General features: G+C 43.0%; 19 protein-coding genes. 8 read left to right on the top strand and 11 right to left on the bottom strand.

Annotated elements, in window-relative coordinates:
• Window positions 1-252: 252 nt before the first annotated feature.
• Window positions 253-927 (bottom strand): Fe-S biogenesis protein NfuA, encoded by a 675-nt coding sequence (nfuA, locus tag RCH20_RS10090; protein ID WP_209956321.1) that lies wholly within the window; start codon window positions 925-927, stop codon window positions 253-255.
• A gap of 535 nt (window positions 928-1,462) precedes the next feature.
• Here nfuA and RCH20_RS10085 point away from each other — a divergent pair.
• The 4 genes from RCH20_RS10085 to RCH20_RS10070 all read left to right on the top strand — a co-directional run bounded on the left by RCH20_RS10085 (window position 1,463) and on the right by RCH20_RS10070 (window position 6,071).
• Window positions 1,463-2,422 (top strand): alpha/beta fold hydrolase, encoded by a 960-nt coding sequence (locus RCH20_RS10085; RefSeq protein ID WP_209956320.1) that lies wholly within the window; start codon window positions 1,463-1,465, stop codon window positions 2,420-2,422.
• A 168-nt stretch (window positions 2,423-2,590) separates the two neighbouring features.
• A complete protein-coding gene (locus RCH20_RS10080; protein WP_327193510.1) occupies window positions 2,591-3,679 on the top strand; it encodes a bifunctional nicotinamide-nucleotide adenylyltransferase/Nudix hydroxylase in 1,089 nt (362 codons plus the stop codon).
• A gap of 155 nt (window positions 3,680-3,834) precedes the next feature.
• Window positions 3,835-5,232: a nicotinate phosphoribosyltransferase gene (locus tag RCH20_RS10075; RefSeq protein ID WP_327193509.1), complete on the top strand. Its 1,398-nt coding sequence runs from the start codon at window positions 3,835-3,837 to the stop codon at window positions 5,230-5,232.
• Window positions 5,226-6,071: an SGNH/GDSL hydrolase family protein gene (locus RCH20_RS10070; protein WP_327193508.1), complete on the top strand. Its 846-nt coding sequence runs from the start codon at window positions 5,226-5,228 to the stop codon at window positions 6,069-6,071. The genes RCH20_RS10075 and RCH20_RS10070 overlap by 7 nt, the downstream gene beginning before the upstream one ends.
• A gap of 133 nt (window positions 6,072-6,204) precedes the next feature.
• Here the strand turns inward: RCH20_RS10070 and RCH20_RS10065 are convergent, their stop codons facing one another.
• Window positions 6,205-6,486, bottom strand: coding sequence for a type B 50S ribosomal protein L31 (locus RCH20_RS10065; RefSeq protein ID WP_327193507.1), 282 nt, complete (start codon window positions 6,484-6,486; stop codon window positions 6,205-6,207).
• Between the two features lie 433 nt (window positions 6,487-6,919).
• Here RCH20_RS10065 and RCH20_RS10060 point away from each other — a divergent pair, with 433 nt between their 5' ends.
• Window positions 6,920-7,525, top strand: a complete 606-nt coding sequence (locus RCH20_RS10060) for a YceI family protein (RefSeq protein WP_327193506.1) — start codon at window positions 6,920-6,922, stop codon at window positions 7,523-7,525.
• A 155-nt stretch (window positions 7,526-7,680) separates the two neighbouring features.
• Here RCH20_RS10060 and RCH20_RS10055 read toward each other — a convergent pair whose 3' ends face one another.
• Complete coding sequence (locus RCH20_RS10055; protein ID WP_327193505.1) at window positions 7,681-8,115, bottom strand: COG4315 family predicted lipoprotein; 435 nt, start codon at window positions 8,113-8,115, stop codon at window positions 7,681-7,683.
• A 796-nt stretch (window positions 8,116-8,911) separates the two neighbouring features.
• Here RCH20_RS10055 and RCH20_RS10050 point away from each other — a divergent pair.
• Window positions 8,912-10,474, top strand: a complete 1,563-nt coding sequence (locus tag RCH20_RS10050; RefSeq protein WP_209958869.1) for an FAD-dependent oxidoreductase — start codon at window positions 8,912-8,914, stop codon at window positions 10,472-10,474.
• Window positions 10,475-10,751: 277 nt separating this feature from the next.
• On the opposite strand, the gene RCH20_RS10045 is transcribed toward RCH20_RS10050, so the two are convergent.
• From RCH20_RS10045 to RCH20_RS10035, 3 genes are all read right to left on the bottom strand, one after another.
• A complete protein-coding gene (locus RCH20_RS10045) occupies window positions 10,752-11,429 on the bottom strand; it encodes a TIGR00730 family Rossman fold protein (protein ID WP_209956313.1) in 678 nt (225 codons plus the stop codon).
• 765 nt (window positions 11,430-12,194) lie between these two features.
• Window positions 12,195-13,598, bottom strand: a complete 1,404-nt coding sequence (locus tag RCH20_RS10040; RefSeq protein WP_327193504.1) for a sodium:solute symporter family transporter — start codon at window positions 13,596-13,598, stop codon at window positions 12,195-12,197.
• A gap of 381 nt (window positions 13,599-13,979) precedes the next feature.
• A complete protein-coding gene (locus RCH20_RS10035) occupies window positions 13,980-14,960 on the bottom strand; it encodes a radical SAM protein (protein WP_327193503.1) in 981 nt (326 codons plus the stop codon).
• 774 nt (window positions 14,961-15,734) lie between these two features.
• On the opposite strand from RCH20_RS10035, the gene RCH20_RS10030 reads away from it, so the two are divergent.
• Window positions 15,735-16,214 (top strand): M23 family metallopeptidase, encoded by a 480-nt coding sequence (locus RCH20_RS10030; RefSeq protein ID WP_209958868.1) that lies wholly within the window; start codon window positions 15,735-15,737, stop codon window positions 16,212-16,214.
• Window positions 16,215-16,219: 5 nt separating this feature from the next.
• Here RCH20_RS10030 and phoR read toward each other — a convergent pair whose 3' ends face one another.
• The 3 genes from phoR to dtd all read right to left on the bottom strand — a co-directional run bounded on the left by phoR (window position 16,220) and on the right by dtd (window position 19,287).
• Window positions 16,220-17,695 carry a phosphate regulon sensor histidine kinase PhoR gene (gene phoR / locus RCH20_RS10025; protein ID WP_327193502.1) on the bottom strand — a complete coding sequence of 492 codons (1,476 nt, stop codon included), beginning with the start codon at window positions 17,693-17,695 and terminating at the stop codon, window positions 16,220-16,222.
• A 137-nt stretch (window positions 17,696-17,832) separates the two neighbouring features.
• Window positions 17,833-18,537, bottom strand: coding sequence for a phosphate regulon transcriptional regulator PhoB (phoB, locus tag RCH20_RS10020; RefSeq protein ID WP_209956310.1), 705 nt, complete (start codon window positions 18,535-18,537; stop codon window positions 17,833-17,835).
• 285 nt (window positions 18,538-18,822) lie between these two features.
• Window positions 18,823-19,287 (bottom strand): D-aminoacyl-tRNA deacylase, encoded by a 465-nt coding sequence (gene dtd, locus RCH20_RS10015; RefSeq protein WP_327193501.1) that lies wholly within the window; start codon window positions 19,285-19,287, stop codon window positions 18,823-18,825.
• 116 nt (window positions 19,288-19,403) lie between these two features.
• Here dtd and asd point away from each other — a divergent pair, with 116 nt between their 5' ends.
• The gene (gene asd, locus RCH20_RS10010; RefSeq protein ID WP_327193500.1) at window positions 19,404-20,297 is read left to right on the top strand and encodes an archaetidylserine decarboxylase; all 894 of its coding nucleotides are present in this window, start codon (window positions 19,404-19,406) and stop codon (window positions 20,295-20,297) included.
• Window positions 20,298-20,434: 137 nt separating this feature from the next.
• Here asd and RCH20_RS10005 read toward each other — a convergent pair whose 3' ends face one another.
• Complete coding sequence (locus tag RCH20_RS10005; RefSeq protein WP_209956307.1) at window positions 20,435-21,010, bottom strand: isochorismatase family protein; 576 nt, start codon at window positions 21,008-21,010, stop codon at window positions 20,435-20,437.
• Window positions 21,011-21,333: 323 nt separating this feature from the next.
• Window positions 21,334-22,506: an acetyl-CoA C-acyltransferase FadA gene (gene fadA, locus RCH20_RS10000; RefSeq protein ID WP_327193499.1), complete on the bottom strand. Its 1,173-nt coding sequence runs from the start codon at window positions 22,504-22,506 to the stop codon at window positions 21,334-21,336.
• Window positions 22,507-22,611: the final 105 nt, after the last annotated feature.

The raw sequence follows: 22,611 nt of genomic DNA, 5'->3' as shown, positions 1-22,611 counted from the left end.
AACGGTATAGTGAGTCAAATATAACACTGATATTAGGAAGATGGGAGCAGGCAGTACCCTAAGTACTGTAAGCAAATCTGACACCATAACCAGATCATAGTGATTTCACTACAGCTATAAAAAAAAGCTGAGTTAATCATAACTCAGCTTCTTGGTAAAAGAATAGCAAACTTTTATGCGTTCAATAACTAGCGCTTATAGATAGTAATAGTGACCAGTTTTTTTCAAAACCCTTCTATTTTTATTTAGCGGTTATTTGTAATAAGCATTTTCAGTACGAGTGTGGTCAGTCTCATCAATTACTTGTGTTAATTCTGGTATTTGCTGCTTAAGTTGTACTTCAACACCTTGACGCAACGTCATATCAACTGCTGAACACCCTTGGCAACCACCACCGAATTTTAAGACTGCGGTGAGACCAATGCCGTCTTCTTCAATCAGCTCAAGCAGTTGTACGTCACCACCATGCGCGGCTAAACCTGGGTTAATCTCTGATTGTAAAATATAGTTAATCCGCTCTTCCACACTAGCATCTGCACCAACTTTGGGTACTTTAGAGTTTGGGGCACGGAAGGTCAACTGTCCACCGAAGCGGTCTTTATTATAATCAATCACCGCATCTTCTAAATACGGTACTGAAGCGGCATCGATAAAGGCTGAAAAATCTTCGTAGCTAAATTTTAGATCAGCGCTGTCTTCTTCGCCCGGCTGATTGTATGCCATACAGCATTCAGCGCGCGGCGTGCCAGGGTGCTCAACAAAGATACGCACCCCAATACCATCAGTATCTTGCTTGGATAATAGGTCAGCTAAGTAGCCTTGTGCCGCTTCGGTAATAGTAATGCTATTTTTGGTCTCGGTTTGCTCAGTATCTAGTGCTGATTCATAATCCGCAGGGGCGGTATCAGTTGGTTTATTTTCACTCATAATCATTCCTATGCTTTATGACACAAATGCCACACCTAATAGGGGCTACTGTGTCGTGTATTCGGGGAAATATATAAATTATTATGCAGGTTGTCAATTATCGCGGTTTGTGGTCTTAGTCTAGCCGAGATAACTAACAAGTTATGTCGTCCATTATACCGTACTTAGACGATAATTCCGACCGTGCTACTGTGATTTAAATATAACTTCTACTTATTGATAAGTTTGGTTTTTTTTATGACCCTATTCAAAATATAAGCATCCCTTGTATAAACACGCTATCCTGAACAACAGGTCTGCTAGTGACTATATTAAGGCTGCTGCATTAATTATCAAGTGCAAGGTTTATTAGAGATAAATGAGACATAGCGTGAACCTAGCAAGAGCCTAGCCCCTAGTTTTGACCTATGATTACAATACGTCAATGCCGTCTGCTGCTCATTTTTATAATAAGAAGGTCTGCTCTATTAAATCGATAGCAATCGAGCAAATACTCTAATTTGAACGACAACACTTTTATGATTGAGTCCGTATTATGATTAAAGAATGCCTAAATTTGGTGGACACTAAAGACGATGAACAGATTGCTATTTGGAAAGTATTTGATAGTATAAAAGACAGTCCTGCGGCTAATAGTCCTATGGTTAAAGGTCAGAATATATTGTTGACCCACGGTACATTTTCGGACAAAAGAGTCTGCTTGGGAATGGCAAAATATCTGGCTAAGCTTGGCCATACTTGCTATATCATGGAATGGCGTGGGCACGGTAATAGCCCGATACCAAAGCATAAATTCAACTTCGAGACCGTGGCTATTTATGATCTCGATGCCACTTTTGGTTATTTATTTGATGACTTAAAACTGGATAATCTGCATTGCGTCACCCATAGTGGCGGTGGCCTTTGTTTAACTATGTTTTTGATCCAAAACAATTTGACCCAAGACTCACAATATATGGATAAAATAAATAGCATTAGTATGTTTGCCTGCCAAGCTTATGGCGCAGTATTGAACCGCAAGAGCTATGCTAAAATTTTATTTTTGAAATCAATGACGCGGCTACTAGGCCACTTACCCGCAAAAAAACTTAACTTGGGTAGCGTTAATGAAAGTTACCATACCATGAGCCAGTGGTATGATTGGAATCTAACCAAAAATTTTAAAAGTAGTTTTACTAAGCAAGACGGCGACCGTCAAAATATAAACTATAAAGATACTGGTTGTAACAGCAGCTTTGACTATCGACAATATCTGCCCAAAATTACCACACCTATTTATGCTATCAGTGCCAAAGGCGATAATTTTATTGCCCCATCTAGTGGCTGTCAGCTACTTTTAAATGACTTTAACAACCCTACTAACGTATTCCGTGAATTCTCAACCAGCAACGGTGATTTGGATGATTACACCCATAGCCGCATAATGGCCAGTCGCAACGCTGCGACAGAAATTTGGCCCACAGTTGTGGCATGGATTGAACGGCACGCTAAATAACAATTGGTCAGCGCTACGAAATAATTTCCCTCAAGGTTAATGAGCAATTGAACCTTACAAAACATCTTTATACTTGTCATCAAGTTACGTGCTGTGTCAGTATTAGCGCCATTGAAAAACTATAGACAAATAAATAATTAATAAACCTGTCACAGGGAGTTGGCGTTTATGAGTGTGTTACCAAAACCAGATCTAATAGTAGATACAATAGAAAGTTCAGTTATTCCAGAAAGGCCAAACGATCCTAAACATTACCATTATCTAGTATTTATCGGTCGTTTTCAGCCGTTCCATAGTGGCCACAAAGCAGTTATTGACGAAGCACTAAAACGCGCTGATCACGTCATTATGCTGATTGGGTCAGCCAATCTACCACGTAGCTTGCGTAACCCATTTACAGTAGCTGAGCGCTCAGCGATGATTAAGGGCGCATATTCAGCAGCTGATGCCGCTCGTATTCACTGCGTGGCGCTCGATGATGCACTATACAATGACACGCGCTGGCTAAAATACGTTCAGGCTGGCGTGAAATCTGTCACCGGTGACTTGCAAACCGATATTGGCCTCATTGGGCATTCAAAAGACAGCTCGTCATATTATTTGTCATTATTTCCTAGCTGGGCATCGGTTTCAGTACCTAATTATCATAACTTATCAGCTACCCCTATTCGTGACAGCTACTTGATGGGTGCCATACCAACCCACGAGCGCACCCCTGAATCAACACGCAAGGTCTTAAATGACTTCAAACAAACAGACAGCTACCAGCTTCTACATGAAGAAGCGGGCTTTATTGATAAATATAAAAAACGCTGGGAGTCTGCCCCTTACCCTCCGACCTTTATGACCGTCGACGCCCTAGTGGTGCAGTCAGGGCATATATTATTAGTGGAGCGCCGCGCTATGCCAGGTCGCGGGCTATGGGCGTTGCCAGGTGGATTTATTAATCCAAAAGAGACCTTATTTGATGCCTGCGTCCGCGAGCTACGTGAAGAAACTCTGTTGAAAGTCCCTGAACCAGCACTGCGTGGCTCATGTCATAGTCAACATACCTTCGATGATCCCTATCGTTCAGCGCGTGGTCGTACTATTACCCAAGCATTTTATTTTCAGCTAAAAAACGATATCAAAGGGTTGCCCAAAGTGAAAGGTGGTGATGATGCTGCTAAGGCATTTTGGTTACCGCTGGCTGAGCTCGATGCCAAGATGATGTTTGAAGATCACTACGCCATTATCACTAAAATGGTAGGATTGTAAGGCGCTTTTTTACTAGCCTTTCGCTCAAAAAAGTTTAGTACAGCTTGTTACCAGCGTTTTATGTCGATGCCTATATCGATAACTCATGTCGATAACTCATATCAACGCCTCTTTCAATAAATAGTATAGACCGACAACTGCAGAGGAGTTCTGAGATGTACACCAGTAATCTTAATAACCTCATTCTTAATAGCGACAGCTATAAGACCTCACATTGGGTACAATATCCTGCTGGTAGCGAGTACCTGTCTAGCTATGTTGAAGCACGCGGCGGCGATTATGATGTGGTTTTTTTTGGGCTACAAGCCTTTATTAAGGAATACCTAAGCACGCCCATTACCCATCAAGATATTGATGAGGCTGAAAAGATTATTCATGCGCATGGTTTGACTTTTAACCGTGTAGATTGGGAACGCTTAGTCGATAAGCATGGTGGTTACCTTCCGCTACGCATTGAAGCAATTCCTGAGGGCACTATTGCACCAGTATCCAACGTGGTTTGCCAAATAGTGAATACCGATCCAGAGTTTTATTGGTTACCCAGTTACATTGAAACCGCCCTACTACGCGCGATTTGGTATCCTTGCACCGTAGCTAGTGTGTCGCGTTATTGCAAAGACATCATTCGGAGCGCGTTAGATAAGTCTGCCGACAATACAGAATCACTGATATTTCGTCTGCATGACTTCGGTTCTCGTGGGGCCTCGAGTCATGAATCAGTAGCGATTGGTAGCTTGGCACATTTGGTTAACTTTGCGGGTACGGATTCTATGACTGCTTTGGTTGCTGCCAGTCGTTGGTATCAAATGGGCGATGACATGCCAGCGTTCTCAATTCCTGCGGCTGAGCACAGTACTATGACCGCATGGGGACCTGAGGGCGAAGTTGCTGCATTTGCTAATATGATTGAACAGTTTGGTGGTGAAGGCAAAACTTTTTCGGTGGTTTCTGATAGCTACGACTTATGGAACGCCATCGATAACATATGGGGTGACACCTTGAAAGAAGAGGTTAAGAATATGGGCGGCACCTTAGTCATTAGACCGGACAGTGGGGAGCCGACTAAAGTAGTACGTGAAGCATTAGCGCGCTTAGCGTTGAAATTTGGTACCACTCTTAATAGTAAAGGTTATAAAGTCCTTCCTGATTATGTGCGTATTATCCAAGGTGATGGCATCGGTCCACACAGCTTGAGCAAAATTCTTGATGTGGTCATGAAGGCTGGTTTTAGCGCTGACAATATCACTTTTGGCATGGGAGGCGGCCTGTTACAACAGGTCAATCGCGACACTATGAGCTGGGCAATGAAAGCCAGTGCTATTTCTATCAATGGCACATGGAAAGATATCTACAAAGATCCGGTAACCAGCCACGCTAAACGCTCTAAAAAAGGTCGCTTGGCGTTGATAAAAGACAGTGATGGACGGTTGAAAACCATCAAAGCAGAAGACCTGTCTGCCAGTACTGACAACCTGCTGCGTGACGTTTATGTCGATGGCAAACTATTAGTGGAAGACAGTCTCACTACTATTAGGGAGCGCGCTGGATGGTAGCCGCTACTAAAATAAAAGCCAACGCAAAAGACTTACTTTTTGCGCCTATATATCTGTACCAAGGTCGCAAGGTTAGACGTAATACTTTACGGCTACCTGAACCTAAAGGTGTACGCTATGGTCGAGTAAAATTAGACGCATCTATCGACAATAGCAGCGATAATCGGCAAACACTTAACATTATCATTGTTGGTGATTCCTCAGCAGCTGGTGTCGGCAGTCAGACCCAGCAACAGGCATTGGCGGGTAAACTGATACTAGCTCTACAGCAGCAAGCGTTAGTCAATAAAGTATTTGGTGCTCAATTTAATGCGCTTACTTGGTCGGTACAAGCAACGACAGGACATACTAGTTTCGATATTCTGCGTCGTCTGTATATACTATCCAAACCCAGTCAGCCTCTAGATGTAATGGTGATAAGCGTTGGCACCAACGACACCACAGCTAATGTTTCAGCGCATGAATGGCAACAGCAGCTTGAGGATATTATTGCTATTGCGAAACGCAAATTTGGTGTGCGTACATTAATTTTTTCAAGATTACCACAAATGGCGCAGATGCCTGCACTACCTGCCCCGCTAAATGGTTTTATGGGGGCAAAAGCGAATAGACTGGATGAGATATTACAACAAGTTTGTGCTGATCATGATGGCGTAACCTACATGGCTACTGACTTTGCACGGATGCTAGAGGAGCATTCTAATGGTAGCCCTATTGATATCGCAGTGATGTTTGCCAGTGACGGTTTTCATCCTAGCAGCCTAATGTACGGCTATTGGGCGCAACAATTAGCGGTATTAATTACTCAGTTACTAAATCCAACCTCTAAAGATTATTGATAGAGTTAACTCTTAAGAATTTAATTACCAAAAATAATGTCGCAAAAAAAACCGCTGAATTGTCAGCGGTTTTTTTATAATGTTTATTATATAACAATGCATCGGCAAAGTAAGGTCACATAATACGTGAATCTTATTCAGCAGAGTCAGTGTCAACTTTCTTACTGCGGCCACCAAATGCACCAAAGCGCTTGTTAAAGCTAGCCACACGGCCTTCGGTAGACGTTTTACGTTGCTCGCCGGTATAGAAGGGATGCGACGCACTTGAAATATCAAGTGGGTAGTATGGGTATTCTGACCCTTCGTGTTCGCGAGTGGTTTTGGTTTTAACAGTTGAACGGGTCAAAAAGAACACGTCAGCGTTAGTGTCATGGAACAAAACGTCATGGTAATCAGGATGGATATCTTTACGCATAATAAACTCTCTATGTCCGATGTATGTCAGGCCTATGGACTAGTTGTCCGACTATAACATACGTAACTGAGGCACTAAGGACCTCTACTAGTCTGGCAGCTACGTCACTGGCTTATTCCAGCACCCAACACCACACTTCTGCTCACTTAGCCTTTCCCCAGCGGGAAAATTAAACGACGATTTTAACGGTTTTTACTATTTGATGCAAGCAAGTCAGGGTCAAGACGGTGATAGAATTCATTCGCAGTTATATAATCATATTGAATAGGGTGCTTCAAGCTCATAACTCACGGTCTAATGGCTTATACTTGACCAGCGTTGTTAAGATTTTATTAATAAAGCTACTGACTTTCAAGCACTTATAAGTTATAAATGATAGGTGCTATCTACAATACAGCAACTTATAATAATACTCTATATAGGACAACATATAATGAGAAACTTTTTATTAGCAGGAACAGCGAAGACCTTACTTATCACATCAGCTCTTGCGATGACCACTTTTGCAGGCGCCGCCTTACCTACCCAGTGGCAACTGGACAACTCTCACACTCGTGTTGGATTTTCTGTAGAGCATTTAGGGTTTTCAACCACTATGGGTCGCTTTGACGACGTTGATGGCACTCTCAATTACGACATTAAGACTCCCAATAAGACTCAAATGAATTTTGTTATTGGTACTGACAGTATCAATACCGCGTGGGCTGCTCGTGACAAGCATTTAAAGACGGACGATTTTTTTGATGTTGCCAAATATCCAACTATGACCTTTAAGTCGACCCAAGTGAACTTTATCAATCCGCAGCAAGCTAAAGTAACCGGTGACTTCACCTTATTGGGTAAGACTATGCCACTCACCTTGAACGTAACGCTAAAGAAAATCGCTAACAGTCCTATGAACAACAAACCCGTCATTGGCTTTCGTGCGACTGGTAACATTGATCGTGCGGCTTACGGTATGACTACTTTTGCAGACGGCATTACCACTAATGTTCCTATTCAGATCGATGGCGAGCTGATAGAAAAAAAGGCGAAGTAAATTTAAGCTATTACGACTAATCTGGTTAGGTCATCATTGCTGACAACCATTACTGATAGCTCATAATAAAAAAGCAGCCATAATGGCTGCTTTTTTTGGTCTTAGTATTCGGTACTGACCTGTTGTTATTAACTGAATATCATCAATAATAGGATTTATTTGGTTTTTACTATGTGCCAAACGCCGCCCACTTTATCGCCGTTCATATCACCGACTTTCATGTCTTTAACAAAGAAATATAACGGTTTATCATTTGCGGCCCACTGGTAAGAACCGTCGTCGCGTTGAATGGTTGAGAATTGACCACTAGTTTTAACATTGCTAGGAGCTGTAAGTGCAGGCCAAGCTTTCAGGCAATCGCCAACACATTCTGACTTATTCATTGAATCTTTATCAAAGGTATACAAGGTCATATTATTAGCCGAATCGACTAACATGCCATTTTTACTGGCTACTGGCGCTATATTATTGCTGGTCGCTTGGACCTCATGAGTGCCTGATTTATCGATGCCGACCACGTTCTTTAATGTTGAACATCCTGTAAGAGCTAAAACGCCTGTTAGTGCAGACAACATAATAATACGTTTCATAGTAATTTCCTTATAAATTAATCATTAACAATATTGTTTATTTAAATTGTTTCTTAAACCTTCTTTTTGTTAAGATTTCCTAAGCCTTAGATAAATTCGAATTAACCAGTCTACCTCTATTCATTATGACTAAAACATAAACGAGTAAACCAAAGATAGCGATTGGTAACCATTACCTCTATTTGTTTGGCCACAGGAAACTTTTTTAATATAGCACGTGCTCTAAAACCGATGATTCTAGTGTTATATAGATTTACAAAAGTGTGTAAAAATTACAAATTGAATAAACTAAAACGCTTGTTTTATCACATAAGTAGTAATTAATTAGTCTTGTCCCTACATAGCCAGCTCTGTAAATTAATCGTTTTTATTAACATTTGTTTATCTGGGATCGCCTATAGCTGTTTACTGACAAAACTCATGTATCTGCTTACGTATCTATTAAGATATCTATCATAAAGTTTCGTACACTGGTCACATGCATGATAAGAACATCTACACAATTTGAAACATAAAATTAGTATTACTAAACCATCATATTATTAACTTACCTATTGAAGTTAGAGAAGAGAGCACGCATATCAGCTTTATCGATATAAAAACATAAAAATATCTGTCTCATAAACTATTAAGCTAAAACCTTACAACCACATTTATTTCTTATTTTGCTTACGCTAACGCTTACTTTGCTTACAATAGAAAGGATATGACCACGATAATGAACCAATCTTCTATAAAAGCTCAATCCCAAGCCGTCAAACACGAGGCAACTATGCTTAATAATATACCCAAAGACATGACTGTGAATAATCAGCACCCATCAACACAGGGTGATGTCTCGAAGCGCGTTGGTATTCTTGGTGGTGGTACAGCAGGTGCCACTATTGCTATTCGTCTGGCCGCATTAGGGCTTGAGACGTATTTATTTGAAAAGAAAACCTCGCTGATTGATGGCCCACCAATGTGTCATTTACACGCTGGGGGTAACCTATACCGCGAAATCCCTGATGAGGACTGCGTGGCCCTACTTGAACAATGTATCGATATTCTACGCCTTTATCCCTATACCATCGATGTACGCCCCACTGTATTCGCAGTGCCGACGCGTGATGACGGTATACCGGAGGACTTGCTACCGCGGTTAGATATTTTAACAGACGCTTATCGTGATCTTATTGCACAAGATCCTAGTAATAAAGTTTTAGGTGACCCTGAAGATTATTACCAGCTATATAGTCACGAACGGTTGATTGAGCTGTCTGAGTTTGAGCAAGTCGCTGCGCCCAGCACGGTCGATGAGTGGATGATACCGGTTGCTAAGTACTTAGATTTGAACAAGGTTAAGTTTCCACTGATTGTCGTGCAAGAATATGGCTGGAATATTTTCCGCTTGGCGGCTTCTGCGCAATTGGCTTTAGAAGGTTATGATCACGCCCATGTCTTTACTGATACTCAGGTGAAGCAAGTGGTGGCTGTTGATTGTACTGACTGTTCAAACGCTAATCATCATGTCACTAAATGGCGTATTGATTATCAACAGAATAATGAAGCGAGCGCTGGCACTATTGAAGTCGATTACTTAGTCAATGCTTGCGGCTTTCGCACTGGCGTAATTGACGATATGGTCGGCGTTGAAGTGACTCGTATGGTTGAGTTTAAATCCTCTTATATTACTCATTGGGGCGAGGCTGGTGGACAGATACCAGAAATTATTATTTACGGCCAACGCGGTACGCCTCAAGGTATGGCACAGCTTACCCCCTATCCGGGCGGCTACTATCAGATCCATGGTATGAGTAAGTCAGTTACTTTATTTGATGATGGTCTGGTGGCCTCTAGTAAAGATAGTGCTCAACCTAAATTACCCGAGCAATATGTACATTATATTGAAGATGGCTGGGATGAAACACCGCTACAAGTGCGCAGTCAGCAATCCATCGAATACGTGGCAGAGTTTGTACCTACATTCAACAGTGCACATACTGTTGGTAATGCCTTATATGGTGGTCAGCAAATTCCCGGTAATGATGATACCTTGCGGGTTGCCGATGTTAGTTTATACCCCAATATACGTTATGCGCGCGCTGAAAACGTTAAGGCATCATCGACGCTGATTGCTGCAGATGAAATTGTTGATCAGTTAATCGAGCTTGGATTAATAGACAATGATTTGCCAGCCAATCTCAGCCGTTACACTCATGAATGGGAGTACTTAGCCCATAATGATAGTGCCACTATCGATGCCGTGGCGCGTGTATTAGCTGAAGAGCGTGGATTCCCAGTTGCTATGGCTGAGGTCAACAACAGTATTTGCGGCGCCGCTATCGACAGTTGGACCTGTGACTTGACCCCAGCTTAATGGTAACGCTTCAAACCAGTATTTAACCCTAATGCTGCTTGGTTGTAAAAACTTGGCAGTAGCGCATACTTTCAGAGCAATGGGTACTTTCAAGTAGATAAAATTAACAAGATAACAAGATAACAAGATAACAATAAAAAGGCGGGTGCCAAGCTAACGATTAGCTTGGCACCCGCCTTTTTATTGCGTGGTCATTTTAATAACTACTTAAGTAAAGGGACAGCTCGATATTATTCAGTTCCTGATTACTAGCCTAACTTCTGGCCTAACTTCTGACCTAGTTACCAACCATAGTATCAGTATCCACTTTATCATCAATTTTAACGATAACTTGTAATAGTTCAATAGCCTCGCCAATAGTGTTACAGATGACTAAGCGCTCAAGATCTTGCTGCTTCATAAACCCTTGGTCAGCAGTATATTTCAAATGCTCAATTAGACAATCATAGAAACCATTAATATTCAGAATGATCATCGGTTTTTCGTGTTGATATAACTGTCGCCATGTCGCGATTTCCATAATCTCTTCTAGCGTTCCTAGACCACCTGGTAAGGTGATAAACGCATCAGCATATTCTGCCATCACTGTTTTACGGGTATGCATGGTATCGGTTAAATGTAGGCGTGTTAGTTTCTGATGCGCGATCTCATGTTTGAGCATAAAGGTTGGAATCACACCAACTGCCTGTGCGCCATTCTTAATCACCCCATCTGCTACTGCACCCATCAGACCAATGCTGGCACCGCCATATACCAAACCCATGCCATTTTCGGCTAATGCTTGACCCAAGTCACGGGCCGCTTGCTCATAGATATCGCTATTACCCAAACGTGAGCCACAATAAACCGCGACTAAAGGCATAGCTAGGGTTGATTTATCCACTGCTTTTTCAATATTAGTGATATCTTGACTGGTTATGACTTCATAAGTGTCATTGTTAATTTTCATTTGCATATAATGCCCTTAATTTTTACTTAAATGATCATTTTTGTGTGGTTTTTCAGATTACTTTTAATGGTTTGTTGGCTTAAACGAATATTTAATTGCCCCATTTATCCAACTTTCTATACCCACACTATACATTTTTTAGCGTTTTGAGATGTGGGTCAACGATATACTGATTAAGCATAACAGCCATAAATATGATTAAATTTTATTAGCAGTCTGGTATATTTAATGGCTGAAATGTAAGGAGCGAACATAGCAATAAGGTGGACATCGCCCATTATCAAAAAATCTATAAATTATATATCTATACCTTTTCTACCAGCATTTATCTTACCATAAGCTGCGTAGGCTCGCGGCAGCGGCGATTCAACAATACGCAATTACTACATTTTTGCGCTGCGATAACCATTAAACAAGAGTACTCAGAGTGACTACCCCGCCACCCCTAGCGTCAAATAAGTGCCAGACTCGTAAGCTGGTTACAATAAGTACCGACACTACTAATGATGATATCGGTAATAAAGCTGATGAGCAAATAATTACTATTCCAGTGTTTGACTACTGGTTATAGGCAATAGTTATAGGCAATAATAGAGTTTTTTAAAGCCGCCTGATAGCTAACTATTAATTACTGCAAGAAACTACAAACAGCTTACAGCATGAGATGCTTATTACCACATCAGATACTTAAGCCTCCGAACACTGAACGACTCAATGCTGAGATGCTGAGATGCTGAGATGCTGAGATCGAGACTGGTATAAAACCTGCCATCAAGAGTGTAACACTGCTGTCGGTCCGCGTCGCCAGCGGGCCACCAGTAATGGTATAAAAAAGCCTAACGTACACAGTACAAAGCCCCAAGCGTTTACTCCTAACAACAGTCCATATTTGCCTTCGCCAATCGCCCAACTGGCTGGGATAACACCTACTGCCAATGCAATACCTAGCGTCAGACCAGTCCAAAAACTGAGATGAAAGCTCCACGGCGACCAGCGGGTAAGACGATAAAACAAAAATACTGGCGCCAATCCCATCACCATGGTGCCAGAGATGGTGGTTGCGGCCAAAATGTCAGTACCAGCAAACATAGGTATATTGCCCAGTAACGCAAAAACTACCATTACCGTAGCACCCACTCGCATGCTAGGAAGACGAGTGGTCGCTCGGTGCGCAAGGCGCGGCAGATCCACAGCCAATGATTTGGCCAGGGAACTGAACGTGGAGTCCAGTGTCGAACCAGCAGACGTCATCATGATCACGCTCATAAAAAACAATGCCGCCAGTCCTAACGAACGACCCACTGCCACCGGCGCATTACCCATGGCATCGATACCGTTCAGCCGAGCATGAACGCCCACTAAACTAAAGATAAACACCGCTACAAAACCTAATAATCCTGCCACCACAAAGCTCTTAAGCATCTTTTTTTCATTATTAACAAATGCTCGGTCGGTTAATACTGGATCGTGGAAAGGATAACTAAACAACTGCAGCAATGCTACCAGTAGCAAATCCATTCCTGAATCCAGTTGAAAACTACCCTCCCGCAATAGCGTGCCAGGCTCGTTAGCGGGTAAAATCATAAACAGCACCGCACCCAAAAAGAACACGAACACAAAGGTTTGAATCACATCAGTAAAGATCGAAGAGCGTAGCCCACCTTTCAGACTATAGGCCAGGGTAAACGCGGTAAATATCATGGCGGCAGTATAATACTGCCACTGCCCAGGCAGACCAAAATAACCACCTACTACCGCGGTATTGCTCCAGATTTCGTTGTACAACCGAATCAGAATAGCTGCTGCAAACGCCAGAGATGCCATCCGGCCAAAACGCGACGTTAGAAACTCCTGCAAGCTGCGGGCACCAGTCTGTTTGCGAATCAGGTAGATTACATAGCCAGCCACTGGAATCGACAGCCAATAACTGGCATAAGCCAAACCACCCACTGCCCCATAAGAAGCGCCTAAGTTAGCGGCATTGGTCACTGACTTAGCGAAGATCCAACTAATAAAAATACTGGCCGTCAGCGACCATTGCCCTACTGGTTTGCCTTGATCATCCGTACCTTTATAGAATGACTCCGAACTTTTACTTTTTGGTGACAAGACGTACATGATCACGCCGTAAGCCAGCAAAAACCCCCAAAATAGCGTGGCTTCAGTAATGCCCATGGGCAGTTATTTCCCTTTGGTTTTTTATAATTGCAATATGGCGCGGCAAATGCCTGCCATGGAAACCATCGGATTAATTTTTATTAAAGACCACTATTTGTATCAAATAAGTCGCGACCACCCATGAAATACGTCGGAAACCTGCTGCCAATGGGCTTCATGCCGTTGATTTTTTTACTATAAACCGTTAATTCACTTCCAAAGGCATCACATTTTTTGCGATTATTTTCTAAACTTACAACTCAATACCTTAGAACAACCAATACTCAATGTCTAAAAGCCTGCGCTCACCCATCTGTCCAGACCGTTAACTACAAAGTCAGAATTTCCCAGTTGATAATACTAAGGTGAATCCCCCTGGCCAACCCACCAAAAGCTGAACTAAGCAGGAGCCGAACAGCTAGCGCCATAGCGATAACAAGAGAAACATCGGTGATGACGCAGCATAACTCGCTCCTTCATACTCTCGGCCAACGACTCACCTAAATCATATTGAGGGTCATCATCCACCAGCGTACAAGCATATACCTTCACTGAGTCACCCTTCTTCACCAACATCCGCGTATACGTGCACATAAAATGTGCCCGACTCTCAACGCTAGGATATTTCTGCATACAGTTTTCAGTAATTTCTGGACTGCCATCTTCCGAGCCTGGTATACCTAAGTCAGGAAATACCGTAAACGCCAGATTCTGGGGAATACCCCACGCCTCGAATATCTCTCGAAACCTAGCTTCGACCTTAGCCGGTACTTCGTCGTCGTCGGTCTGACGCGCTATGGATACCTTGAAGCCCTGATCCACTAGCCAGCGTATACCCTCTAGTGCTTGATCAAAGCTACCGTCGCCTCGATCTTTATCGTGGCGGGCGCGGTCAGGGAAATCCAGACTGACGCGGAAATGTATGGGATAGGGGTTATTCAGTAGGGGTAACACCTGATGCCGACGCTTCAGTAGCGGCTCGGTGGCGTTAGTAAGCACAAAGCAGGGTCGATGTTGGCTGGCATAATTGAGGATATTGACAAAATCACGAATCACAAAAGGCTCGCCGCCAGTGAAAGAAAACTGCTCCACATCCATGTCTAGAGCTTCATGAATAAACGGCTTAACATCACTCAGTTTCATCCCAGGAATGCGCCCATCACCAGGGTGACTGCCTTCCAAGCAGAACGGACAGGCCAGATTGCAGGCGGTACCAGTATGGATCCACAATTCTTGTAGCTTGTTTGCATCAATATAACCGCGTGGTTGGTCGTTGCGGGTATGGGTCCAACTATCGGCCGCACGGGCTTCTAGAACTTCTACCAATGGAATATGTTTGCGGGCCTTCGTGATGGGCGGTTTTTCTACAATCGTTGGCATAAGAGTTCCTTGTTTATCAAAATTCAACAGACGTTGGCGCAATAGTGTGGCCAGTGTTAGCGCCAGAAATGTCTCAACCGCGACACTAGCGATATGTTTTTCCACCTGTACCAACATACGCCGAAATACCTTAGCTTACTTTTATTAGCCGCCATCGCTTTTTCGACTTCGTTATAGGCAAGATAAGGGTGAATAGTCTCGAGAACTTTGTCTTAGCCTAGCATCATCGGCAGTGGCATAGCTGGCCCGAGTTTCTGATAGCAAACGACGCGCTCAGCAAGTACCGCGGCGAACACCTTGCAGGCCTGCTCGAAACTTAGGTTAACCAAATCTATGGATATACACAGAGCATTTCTGGGCGTTGTAAGTTAGTTGTCAATCCGCTACTAATTACGCATAATAAATATAAAAATGGTTAATTCTTATTATCAATTTCTATTTACCTTCGCTGTAATTTAAATCTGGGAACCAGTAATAAAATAAGCTTAATTGATTATTAAGTAATCCACAGATTGTACATTTGTTCCTTATTTACTAGCATTTACTCTATCATAATCCACGCAATGGCTGCATTTTTTATGCTGCGGTAGTAATTAAAACGCAATACTTAAGATCATTATTATGCCGCCACCAATATTAAATAAGCGCCAGACTCCTAAACGTACTCATAAATATGTATCGGCGCTAACCATGCTGATGATAATAGCGACAGTTATAAAAACCATTGCCAAAGCGGCTGTCTTGATTTTATTCTTATTTATACTACAACTGGTTATGATAAGCATTGCAGAGCGATCATGGTCTATTGTGCAAGTGACCTCGCAGCGGCTCACTCTCATGCAACAAGAATTACCTCAAGAGAACAGTCTACCAAGCCCACTACCAGAACAGCATCTTACTGATACTTGGGGTGGTGCTCGTAGCGAAGGACGCTCGCATGAAGGCATTGATATCTTTGCACCGCGTGGTACCCCAATCAAGGCCACAACAGCAGGGATAGTCAGCAAGGTTGGAGACGATAGACTTGGCGGACGTGTTGTGGTCATTGTTGGTCCTGGGGGTGCGGGGCATTATTACGCACATTTAGAAGACTTCGCGGATATCAGTCCGAAAGACTGGGTAGACGCCGGTGATATTATCGGCTATGTCGGTAACAGTGGTAATGCTAAAGGCACACCACCACATGTTCATTACGGTATTTATATTAATGGCCGCGCGGTCAATCCTTATCCGCTACTACTCAAAGATAAATAATGACTTTAAGTTTTTTCTGAATTTTTTAGGTCATTGCTACTTATATTATTTATGCTACTTATGTTATTTATGCTATCTACATTATTTGTGCTATCTGTACTAGCTCTAGTGTCTGCGCTATCTGAATTTTTTGTTGTTATGGTGGCCACGTCAGTATCGGGGGCACAGATACTGGCAGGCATAAACAAGATGCTAAAGATCGAACCCTGTCCTTCGTTGGACTCGATATTTAAGCTAGCTTGGTGTTGATAAAGAACATGCTTCACAATCGCCAAACCTAAGCCAGTACCCCCTGTAGCGCGGCTACGTCCACTGTCGACCCGATAAAAACGCTCGGTTAAACGGGCGATGTGCTGTGGTGCAATACCGATACCGTCATCAGTGACTGCAAACGAGCAACCCTGTGCAGTCGCAGTCCAACTGATAATAATGTTACCGCCTTTTGGGGTATATTTGATGGCATTAACCACCAAGTTTGACAAGGCGCTATTTAAATACAACTCCGCACCATATAGATTGCTGTCAGTATTTACCTGCAAGCTAATCTGATGCTCGTATTCCTTGTTATAGACCTTAGCGTCATCGAATAGCTGGGTGAGCAACCGGCTCATATCTATCATGCTGAGCGCAGGCTTTTCTTCGTTTTCTAATCGGGATAATAATAATAAATCGTTGACAATGCTGTTCATCCGCGCAGTTTGTTGGGTCATAAGTTTAAAACCGCGTTGCCACTGTGGCGCAATATCTGCCTGATCAGAAAAGGTCTCAAGATAGCCCATTAGTACCGTTAATGGCGTCCGCAGTTCATGCGATACATTGGCGACAAAATCACGGCGCATTTGCTCTAGATGTTGTAAACGCGTGACGTCATAAATGATCAGCAACTTTTCACCACCGAAATGGGTCACTTCACATTTTAAATAGCGCTCGGGGTTTTTCCACGATACCAAATGAATACCATTATTTGGCGCGGCCGTTGTTTGATAATACTGTCGAAACTCCGGCACAGTAATCAAATTAAAAATGCTATTACCTTGGTCACTAGACTGTAGTACTAGTAGGTCTTCTGCTGCCTGGTTCCACCACTCTAAGCCGTCAGTATCGTTGAGCAAAATAACCGCATCTTGTAGGGCTAATAAAGAACTTCTGATTTTCTTAACCAGTCCCATCAATTTTTGTTGGGTGAACTTTTCTTGTTTGCGTTTTTGATACAGCTGAGAGGCTATTACACTAAGCCCGCCAAGCATTTCTGGGGACGGCGTATTCACTGGTTTGTTAATCCAAGCATTAAAGCGATGTAAGCTGTACATTCGCCATAAACTGTACAACAACAGCGCCACAATCACGCTTTCTAGCAGGTATGAAGTATATAAACCCAGCGCCACCCCACTACTTAGCCAAAATAGTAGCCAGCATATATCGGCCCACAACAGCGCATAACGCGGTGCTGGCTGTGTCTTATTATCCGCAGGCGTCATCATAAACGTGCACTACCTTTAGAAATGTCAGAAAAATATCCTAGGAGCCATTAATATATACTCTTATTTATGAATAACCCTATTAATAAGCAGTAATCAGAATAATAAAATTATAGAAATCACTCCTTATTCCTGCGTAATCACTCTTGTTCAACTAAGCTAGAAAACCGATAACCAGTGCCGCGTACGGTTTGAATTAAGGTGGCACAATCGTAAGGCTGTAATAGTTTGCGTAGACGGCGAATATGCACATCAATGGTGCGGTCTTCGATATATACATTACCGCCCCAAACTTGGTCAAGCAGCTGAGTACGGGTATAAGCGCGCTCTGGATGACTCATAAAAAACGCCAACAATCGATATTCAGTCGGCCCAATATCGATCACCTTGCCCTCCGCACTGACCCGCTGACTTTTGGGATCAAGGCTCAATCCTGCCACTTCAATGGGCTTATCCGTACTTAGCAAACTGCTCCGGCGCAGCACCGCCTTAATACGCGAGACCAACTCACGGGTTGAGAATGGCTTGGTAATATAGTCGTCCGCCCCAGCATCTAAGCCTTGCACCTTATGGTCTTCTTCGCCTTTAGCCGTGAGCATAATGACCGGAATCTCAGACAGTAGCGCATCTTTTTTGAGCATTCGGCAAAAATCAACGCCGCTTTTATCACCTGGCAGCATCCAATCTAGCAAAATGAGCGCGGGACGATGGTCCACTACTTGTTGGTGCGCTTCGGGTATATCAACGGCTTGCAAACAGTCAAATCCTGCCATCTCTAAGGTCATGACAATCATTTCACGAATTGCCGGCTCATCTTCGACAATCAAAATTTGCTCATTTTGCATACGACAGCCTTAGTCAGAAGGGAGATGTTAAGTGGCTCATCTTCTAAAGAAATTAAATTCATATATGACTTCGTATAGCCAATAAAATTTTTCTAGCTTGCTGTGTGACTGCATCACTCCAGAGGCTTCGAAAACTTCTCACAACCATACTGTGTCTATTTTAAGGTAGCGTCACTATAAAAACTCGCCACACTACTGTTATTAAACAGTATTATCATGACGACTTGATGACAATTTAGCCTTAAATTTACTTTTAGCTCTATTGAGCCATATATTCTAGAGCCTCTATACTTCTAATAAAAAATTCAGCGGCCCATCATTAATACTCTCGACTTGCATATTAGCCCCGAACTGCCCGCTGGCAGTTATATGATACTGAGTTTCTGCATAAGCTATCAGCTCAGCGAATAATGATTGCGCGGCATCGGGCTTCATCGCGCCACCAAAATCCGGCCGACGACCATTATTGGTGTTGGCCATCAGGGTAAATTGTGAAACCAATAACAATCCACCACCAACTTGCTGCACATTCAGGTCTAATTTACCACGCTTAGCAGGGTCGCTATCACTTTCAACATGGTTTTCGAAAATACGATAAGTAAGGATTTTATCTACTAACCGCTGTGCACTTTGCAAACTATCGTCATGTCCCAACCCAATATAAGCTAATATTCCATGCTCAATTTTGCCAACATAATTGCCATCAACCGCGACGCTGGCACGGCTTACGCGCTGAATAAGTGCTTTCACTGAATGACTCCTTAGCAGATTATGAGTATGCGCTAATACGCTGTTCATGGTAAAATATAGTCATTCATTTACCTGTTATCTATTCTTATTTTAAACCCTATTTCGGTAGCCTTGTTATGACTTTATTCACCACTCTACAGCAATTTGTCCCGCAGCAGCAGCTGAGCAAGGTTGCTGGACGCTTGGCCGCAAGCCGTCACCCTATCGTCAAGCGCGTCTTTATTCGCAGCTTTGCCAAAGCCTATAATGTGCATTTAGATGACTGTGAGCGCCAGAGCTTCAAGGCGTATGAGAGCTTTAATGACTTCTTTACTCGCGAGCTTAAGGATGATGCACGCACCATTGATAGCACCATTAATGGTATCGTCAGCCCTGCCGATGGGGTGATATCACAGCTAGGGCAGATACAAGATCATAAGCTGCTACAAGCCAAAGGGCGGCACTACGATGTGGGTCAGCTGCTTGCCGACAGTGAAGATGGCAGTTATTTCGCGGATGGTAGCTTCGCTACTGTCTATCTAGCGCCCAGCAACTATCACCGCGTCCATATGCCATTTTCTGGCACCTTAACCAAGACTCGTTATGTTCCTGGCACCTTGTTTTCAGTCAATACTACCACTGCTGCCAACGTTCCTGACTTATTCGCCCGTAACGAGCGCCTGGTATGTATGTTCGATACTGAATATGGTAAAGCCGCAGTAGTAATGGTTGGCGCTATGATTGTCGCTGGTATCGAAACAGTCGCTACTGGCAAAATTACTCGCACAGACGATATGCAAGAAATGGATCATGATATGAGCTTGGCACAGGGTGATGAGCTCGGACGCTTTTATTTGGGCTCAACCGCTATTGTGATATTACCAAAGACTGCAAACGCGGACTGGCAAGACCACATGACCGCTAATGCTAGCGTACAAATGGGCCAGTTATTAGGTAAGTCTCATATGAAGGTCAACGCCAACACTGATGAGAGAAATGATAGCCCTACCAATGACGGTAAAGAGATATAAACCATCATTTTTTAAATTATGAGATAAAGGGTTTGTCATCGCTGGCAAACCCTTTTTTATGTCATAAGTCAGTAGCTGTCTGATTCAGTAGCTAGTTGATTAAGTAGCTCTCTAGTTTAAGCACTGCAATCAAAACACTATTTAATCAGATTACTAATCGTTTTAAATGCAGGATCTTTGCTACTGCGGCATAGCTCAAAAAGAATGGTTTCTACTGTGGTAATCACCCCGCCAGCACGGCGAATACGACGAATGGCTTGCTTCTTATCGTAAGGAAAGCGCGAGCCTACCGCATCACCAATAATGACCGGTTGCATACCATTATCTAGTAAATCAAGTGCCGTTTGTAAGACACAAACATGCGTTTCGACGCCGAATAGCAACACAATACTACGGTTCTGCTGCGCCAAATAATTCCATGAGTCATCGTTATCACAAGCACTAAAGGTGACTTTTTCAAAGCCTTTGGCATTATCACCTGTTAATATCTCACGAATTTCAGGCAAGGTCTCACCTAAGCCTTTTTTATATTGTTCATTGAGCATAATGGGAATGTCTAGTGCTTGCAGACCTTTTATTAGAATGACAATCTTTTTGACGATATTTTCGTGGTCGTTAATATGTGGTGTCAGACGTTCTTGGACATCAATTACCATTGCTTGGGTATTTTCGCGGGCGATACGGTAGGTGCGGTTGGTAATCATGGTGGACATAGTACACTCCTTGTACGCTGATAGCTTATGGCTACAGACTGTTTTATATTTAGGCTATTTGACTTTATATTTAGTAACAAGATTATAATGATTAATTATACCCTTATTTAGTCATAGTTTGCCTAGTCCGTCAATGGAGATAGTCTTTAATAGCAACTTATGGCCCTTTAATTTGATAATGATACTATATGACCAGTTAATAACCAGTGAACGCTATGACCTGCTAATCCTATGACCCAGTAACACAAAAACCCCCAGCCGTGACGACCGAGGGTTTTTATTAGAGCATATAATTACTTTAAGATTATTAAGACATAAACGGCTTAAACACGCTCAATGATAGTAGCGATACCTTGGCCAAGACCAATACACATGGTAGCAAGACCAACTTCAGTATCCATCTGTTCCATAGCGTTCAATAGCGTGACGGTGATACGCGCACCTGAACAACCGAGTGGATGACCTAGAGCAATCGCACCACCGTTGATATTGACGATGTCTTGCTTGTCTTGTAGGTTCAATGACTTGAGTACTGCTAAGCTTTGCGCAGCAAAGGCTTCGTTGAGCTCAATAGTCTGGATGTCGTCCATACTCATGCCAGCACGTTTAAGCGCTTTTTGAGTGGCAGGTACCGGACCGTAGCCCATGATAGCAGCATCACAGCCAGCAATAGCCATACTGCGAATACGGGCGCGAGGCTTAAGACCTAAGTCTTTGGCTTTTTGCGCGCTCATCACTAGCATCGCTGACGCACCGTCAGACAGTGCTGACGAGGTCGCTGCCGTTACCGTACCCCCTTTAGGATCAAAGGCTGGACGTAACTTTTGCATTTGCTCCATAGTCGCATCAGGACGAATTACTTCATCAACGGTACACAGTTGCAAGCGACCAGTGGCATCATGACCTTCGATACCGACAATTTCATTTTTAAAACGACCTTCAGTAGTCGCTTCCCATGCGCGGCGATGGGACTCAAGACCAAAGGCATCTTGTTCTTCACGGCTAACGTTATTCATACGGCCCAGCATTTCAGCAGTCAAGCCCATCATATTAGAGGCTTTGGCATAATGCTTAGAGGCAGCAGGGTTGAGGTCGACGCCATGCATCATACCCACGTGGCCCATGTGCTCAACCCCACCAATGATGAAAGTATTACCTTGATTGGTCATAATTTGCGCGGCAGCAGTATGTAGCGCCTGCATAGAAGAACCACACAGACGGTTGACGGTCTGACCACCAGCAGTTTTTGGAATATCAGCCAATAAACCAATGTTACGGCCTATATTCAAGCCTTGTTCTAGGGTCTGGTTGACACAGCCCCAGATGATATCTTCAACATCACGAGGGTCAAAATCGTTACGTTCTACTAAGGCGCGAACCAATTCAGCAGATAGGCTATCGGCACGGACATGGCGGAACATACCGTTCTTAGATTTCCCCATTGCTGAGCGTACGCCGTCTACGATGACCACATCTTTTGGACTTAAAGTTGTCATATACATTCCTTTCAATTTTTATTGTCGGTAGCAGTACCGCTATGCTCGCATCATTTAACCAACTATTATGATTTGACCAATAATAAATTATCATTAACCATTATC

The sequence above is a fragment of the Psychrobacter sp. PL15 genome, from assembly GCF_035984995.1.
Lineage (GTDB): Bacteria > Pseudomonadota > Gammaproteobacteria > Pseudomonadales > Moraxellaceae > Psychrobacter.
Note: the sequence above shows the minus strand (reverse complement) of the source record. Positions and strands in the feature narration are given on the sequence as shown.

Coding starts and splice junctions, on each gene's coding strand:
- nfuA (WP_209956321.1), bottom strand. CDS start 927: ATGAGTGAAAATAAACCAACTGATACCGCCCCTGCGGATTATGAATCA.
- RCH20_RS10085 (WP_209956320.1), top strand. CDS start 1,463: ATGATTAAAGAATGCCTAAATTTGGTGGACACTAAAGACGATGAACAG.
- RCH20_RS10080 (WP_327193510.1), top strand. CDS start 2,591: ATGAGTGTGTTACCAAAACCAGATCTAATAGTAGATACAATAGAAAGT.
- RCH20_RS10075 (WP_327193509.1), top strand. CDS start 3,835: ATGTACACCAGTAATCTTAATAACCTCATTCTTAATAGCGACAGCTAT.
- RCH20_RS10070 (WP_327193508.1), top strand. CDS start 5,226: ATGGTAGCCGCTACTAAAATAAAAGCCAACGCAAAAGACTTACTTTTT.
- RCH20_RS10065 (WP_327193507.1), bottom strand. CDS start 6,486: ATGCGTAAAGATATCCATCCTGATTACCATGACGTTTTGTTCCATGAC.
- RCH20_RS10060 (WP_327193506.1), top strand. CDS start 6,920: ATGAGAAACTTTTTATTAGCAGGAACAGCGAAGACCTTACTTATCACA.
- RCH20_RS10055 (WP_327193505.1), bottom strand. CDS start 8,115: ATGAAACGTATTATTATGTTGTCTGCACTAACAGGCGTTTTAGCTCTT.
- RCH20_RS10050 (WP_209958869.1), top strand. CDS start 8,912: ATGACTGTGAATAATCAGCACCCATCAACACAGGGTGATGTCTCGAAG.
- RCH20_RS10045 (WP_209956313.1), bottom strand. CDS start 11,429: ATGCAAATGAAAATTAACAATGACACTTATGAAGTCATAACCAGTCAA.
- RCH20_RS10040 (WP_327193504.1), bottom strand. CDS start 13,598: ATGGGCATTACTGAAGCCACGCTATTTTGGGGGTTTTTGCTGGCTTAC.
- RCH20_RS10035 (WP_327193503.1), bottom strand. CDS start 14,960: ATGCCAACGATTGTAGAAAAACCGCCCATCACGAAGGCCCGCAAACAT.
- RCH20_RS10030 (WP_209958868.1), top strand. CDS start 15,735: ATGATAAGCATTGCAGAGCGATCATGGTCTATTGTGCAAGTGACCTCG.
- phoR (WP_327193502.1), bottom strand. CDS start 17,695: ATGATGACGCCTGCGGATAATAAGACACAGCCAGCACCGCGTTATGCG.
- phoB (WP_209956310.1), bottom strand. CDS start 18,537: ATGCAAAATGAGCAAATTTTGATTGTCGAAGATGAGCCGGCAATTCGT.
- asd (WP_327193500.1), top strand. CDS start 19,404: ATGACTTTATTCACCACTCTACAGCAATTTGTCCCGCAGCAGCAGCTG.
- RCH20_RS10005 (WP_209956307.1), bottom strand. CDS start 21,010: ATGTCCACCATGATTACCAACCGCACCTACCGTATCGCCCGCGAAAAT.
- fadA (WP_327193499.1), bottom strand. CDS start 22,506: ATGACAACTTTAAGTCCAAAAGATGTGGTCATCGTAGACGGCGTACGC.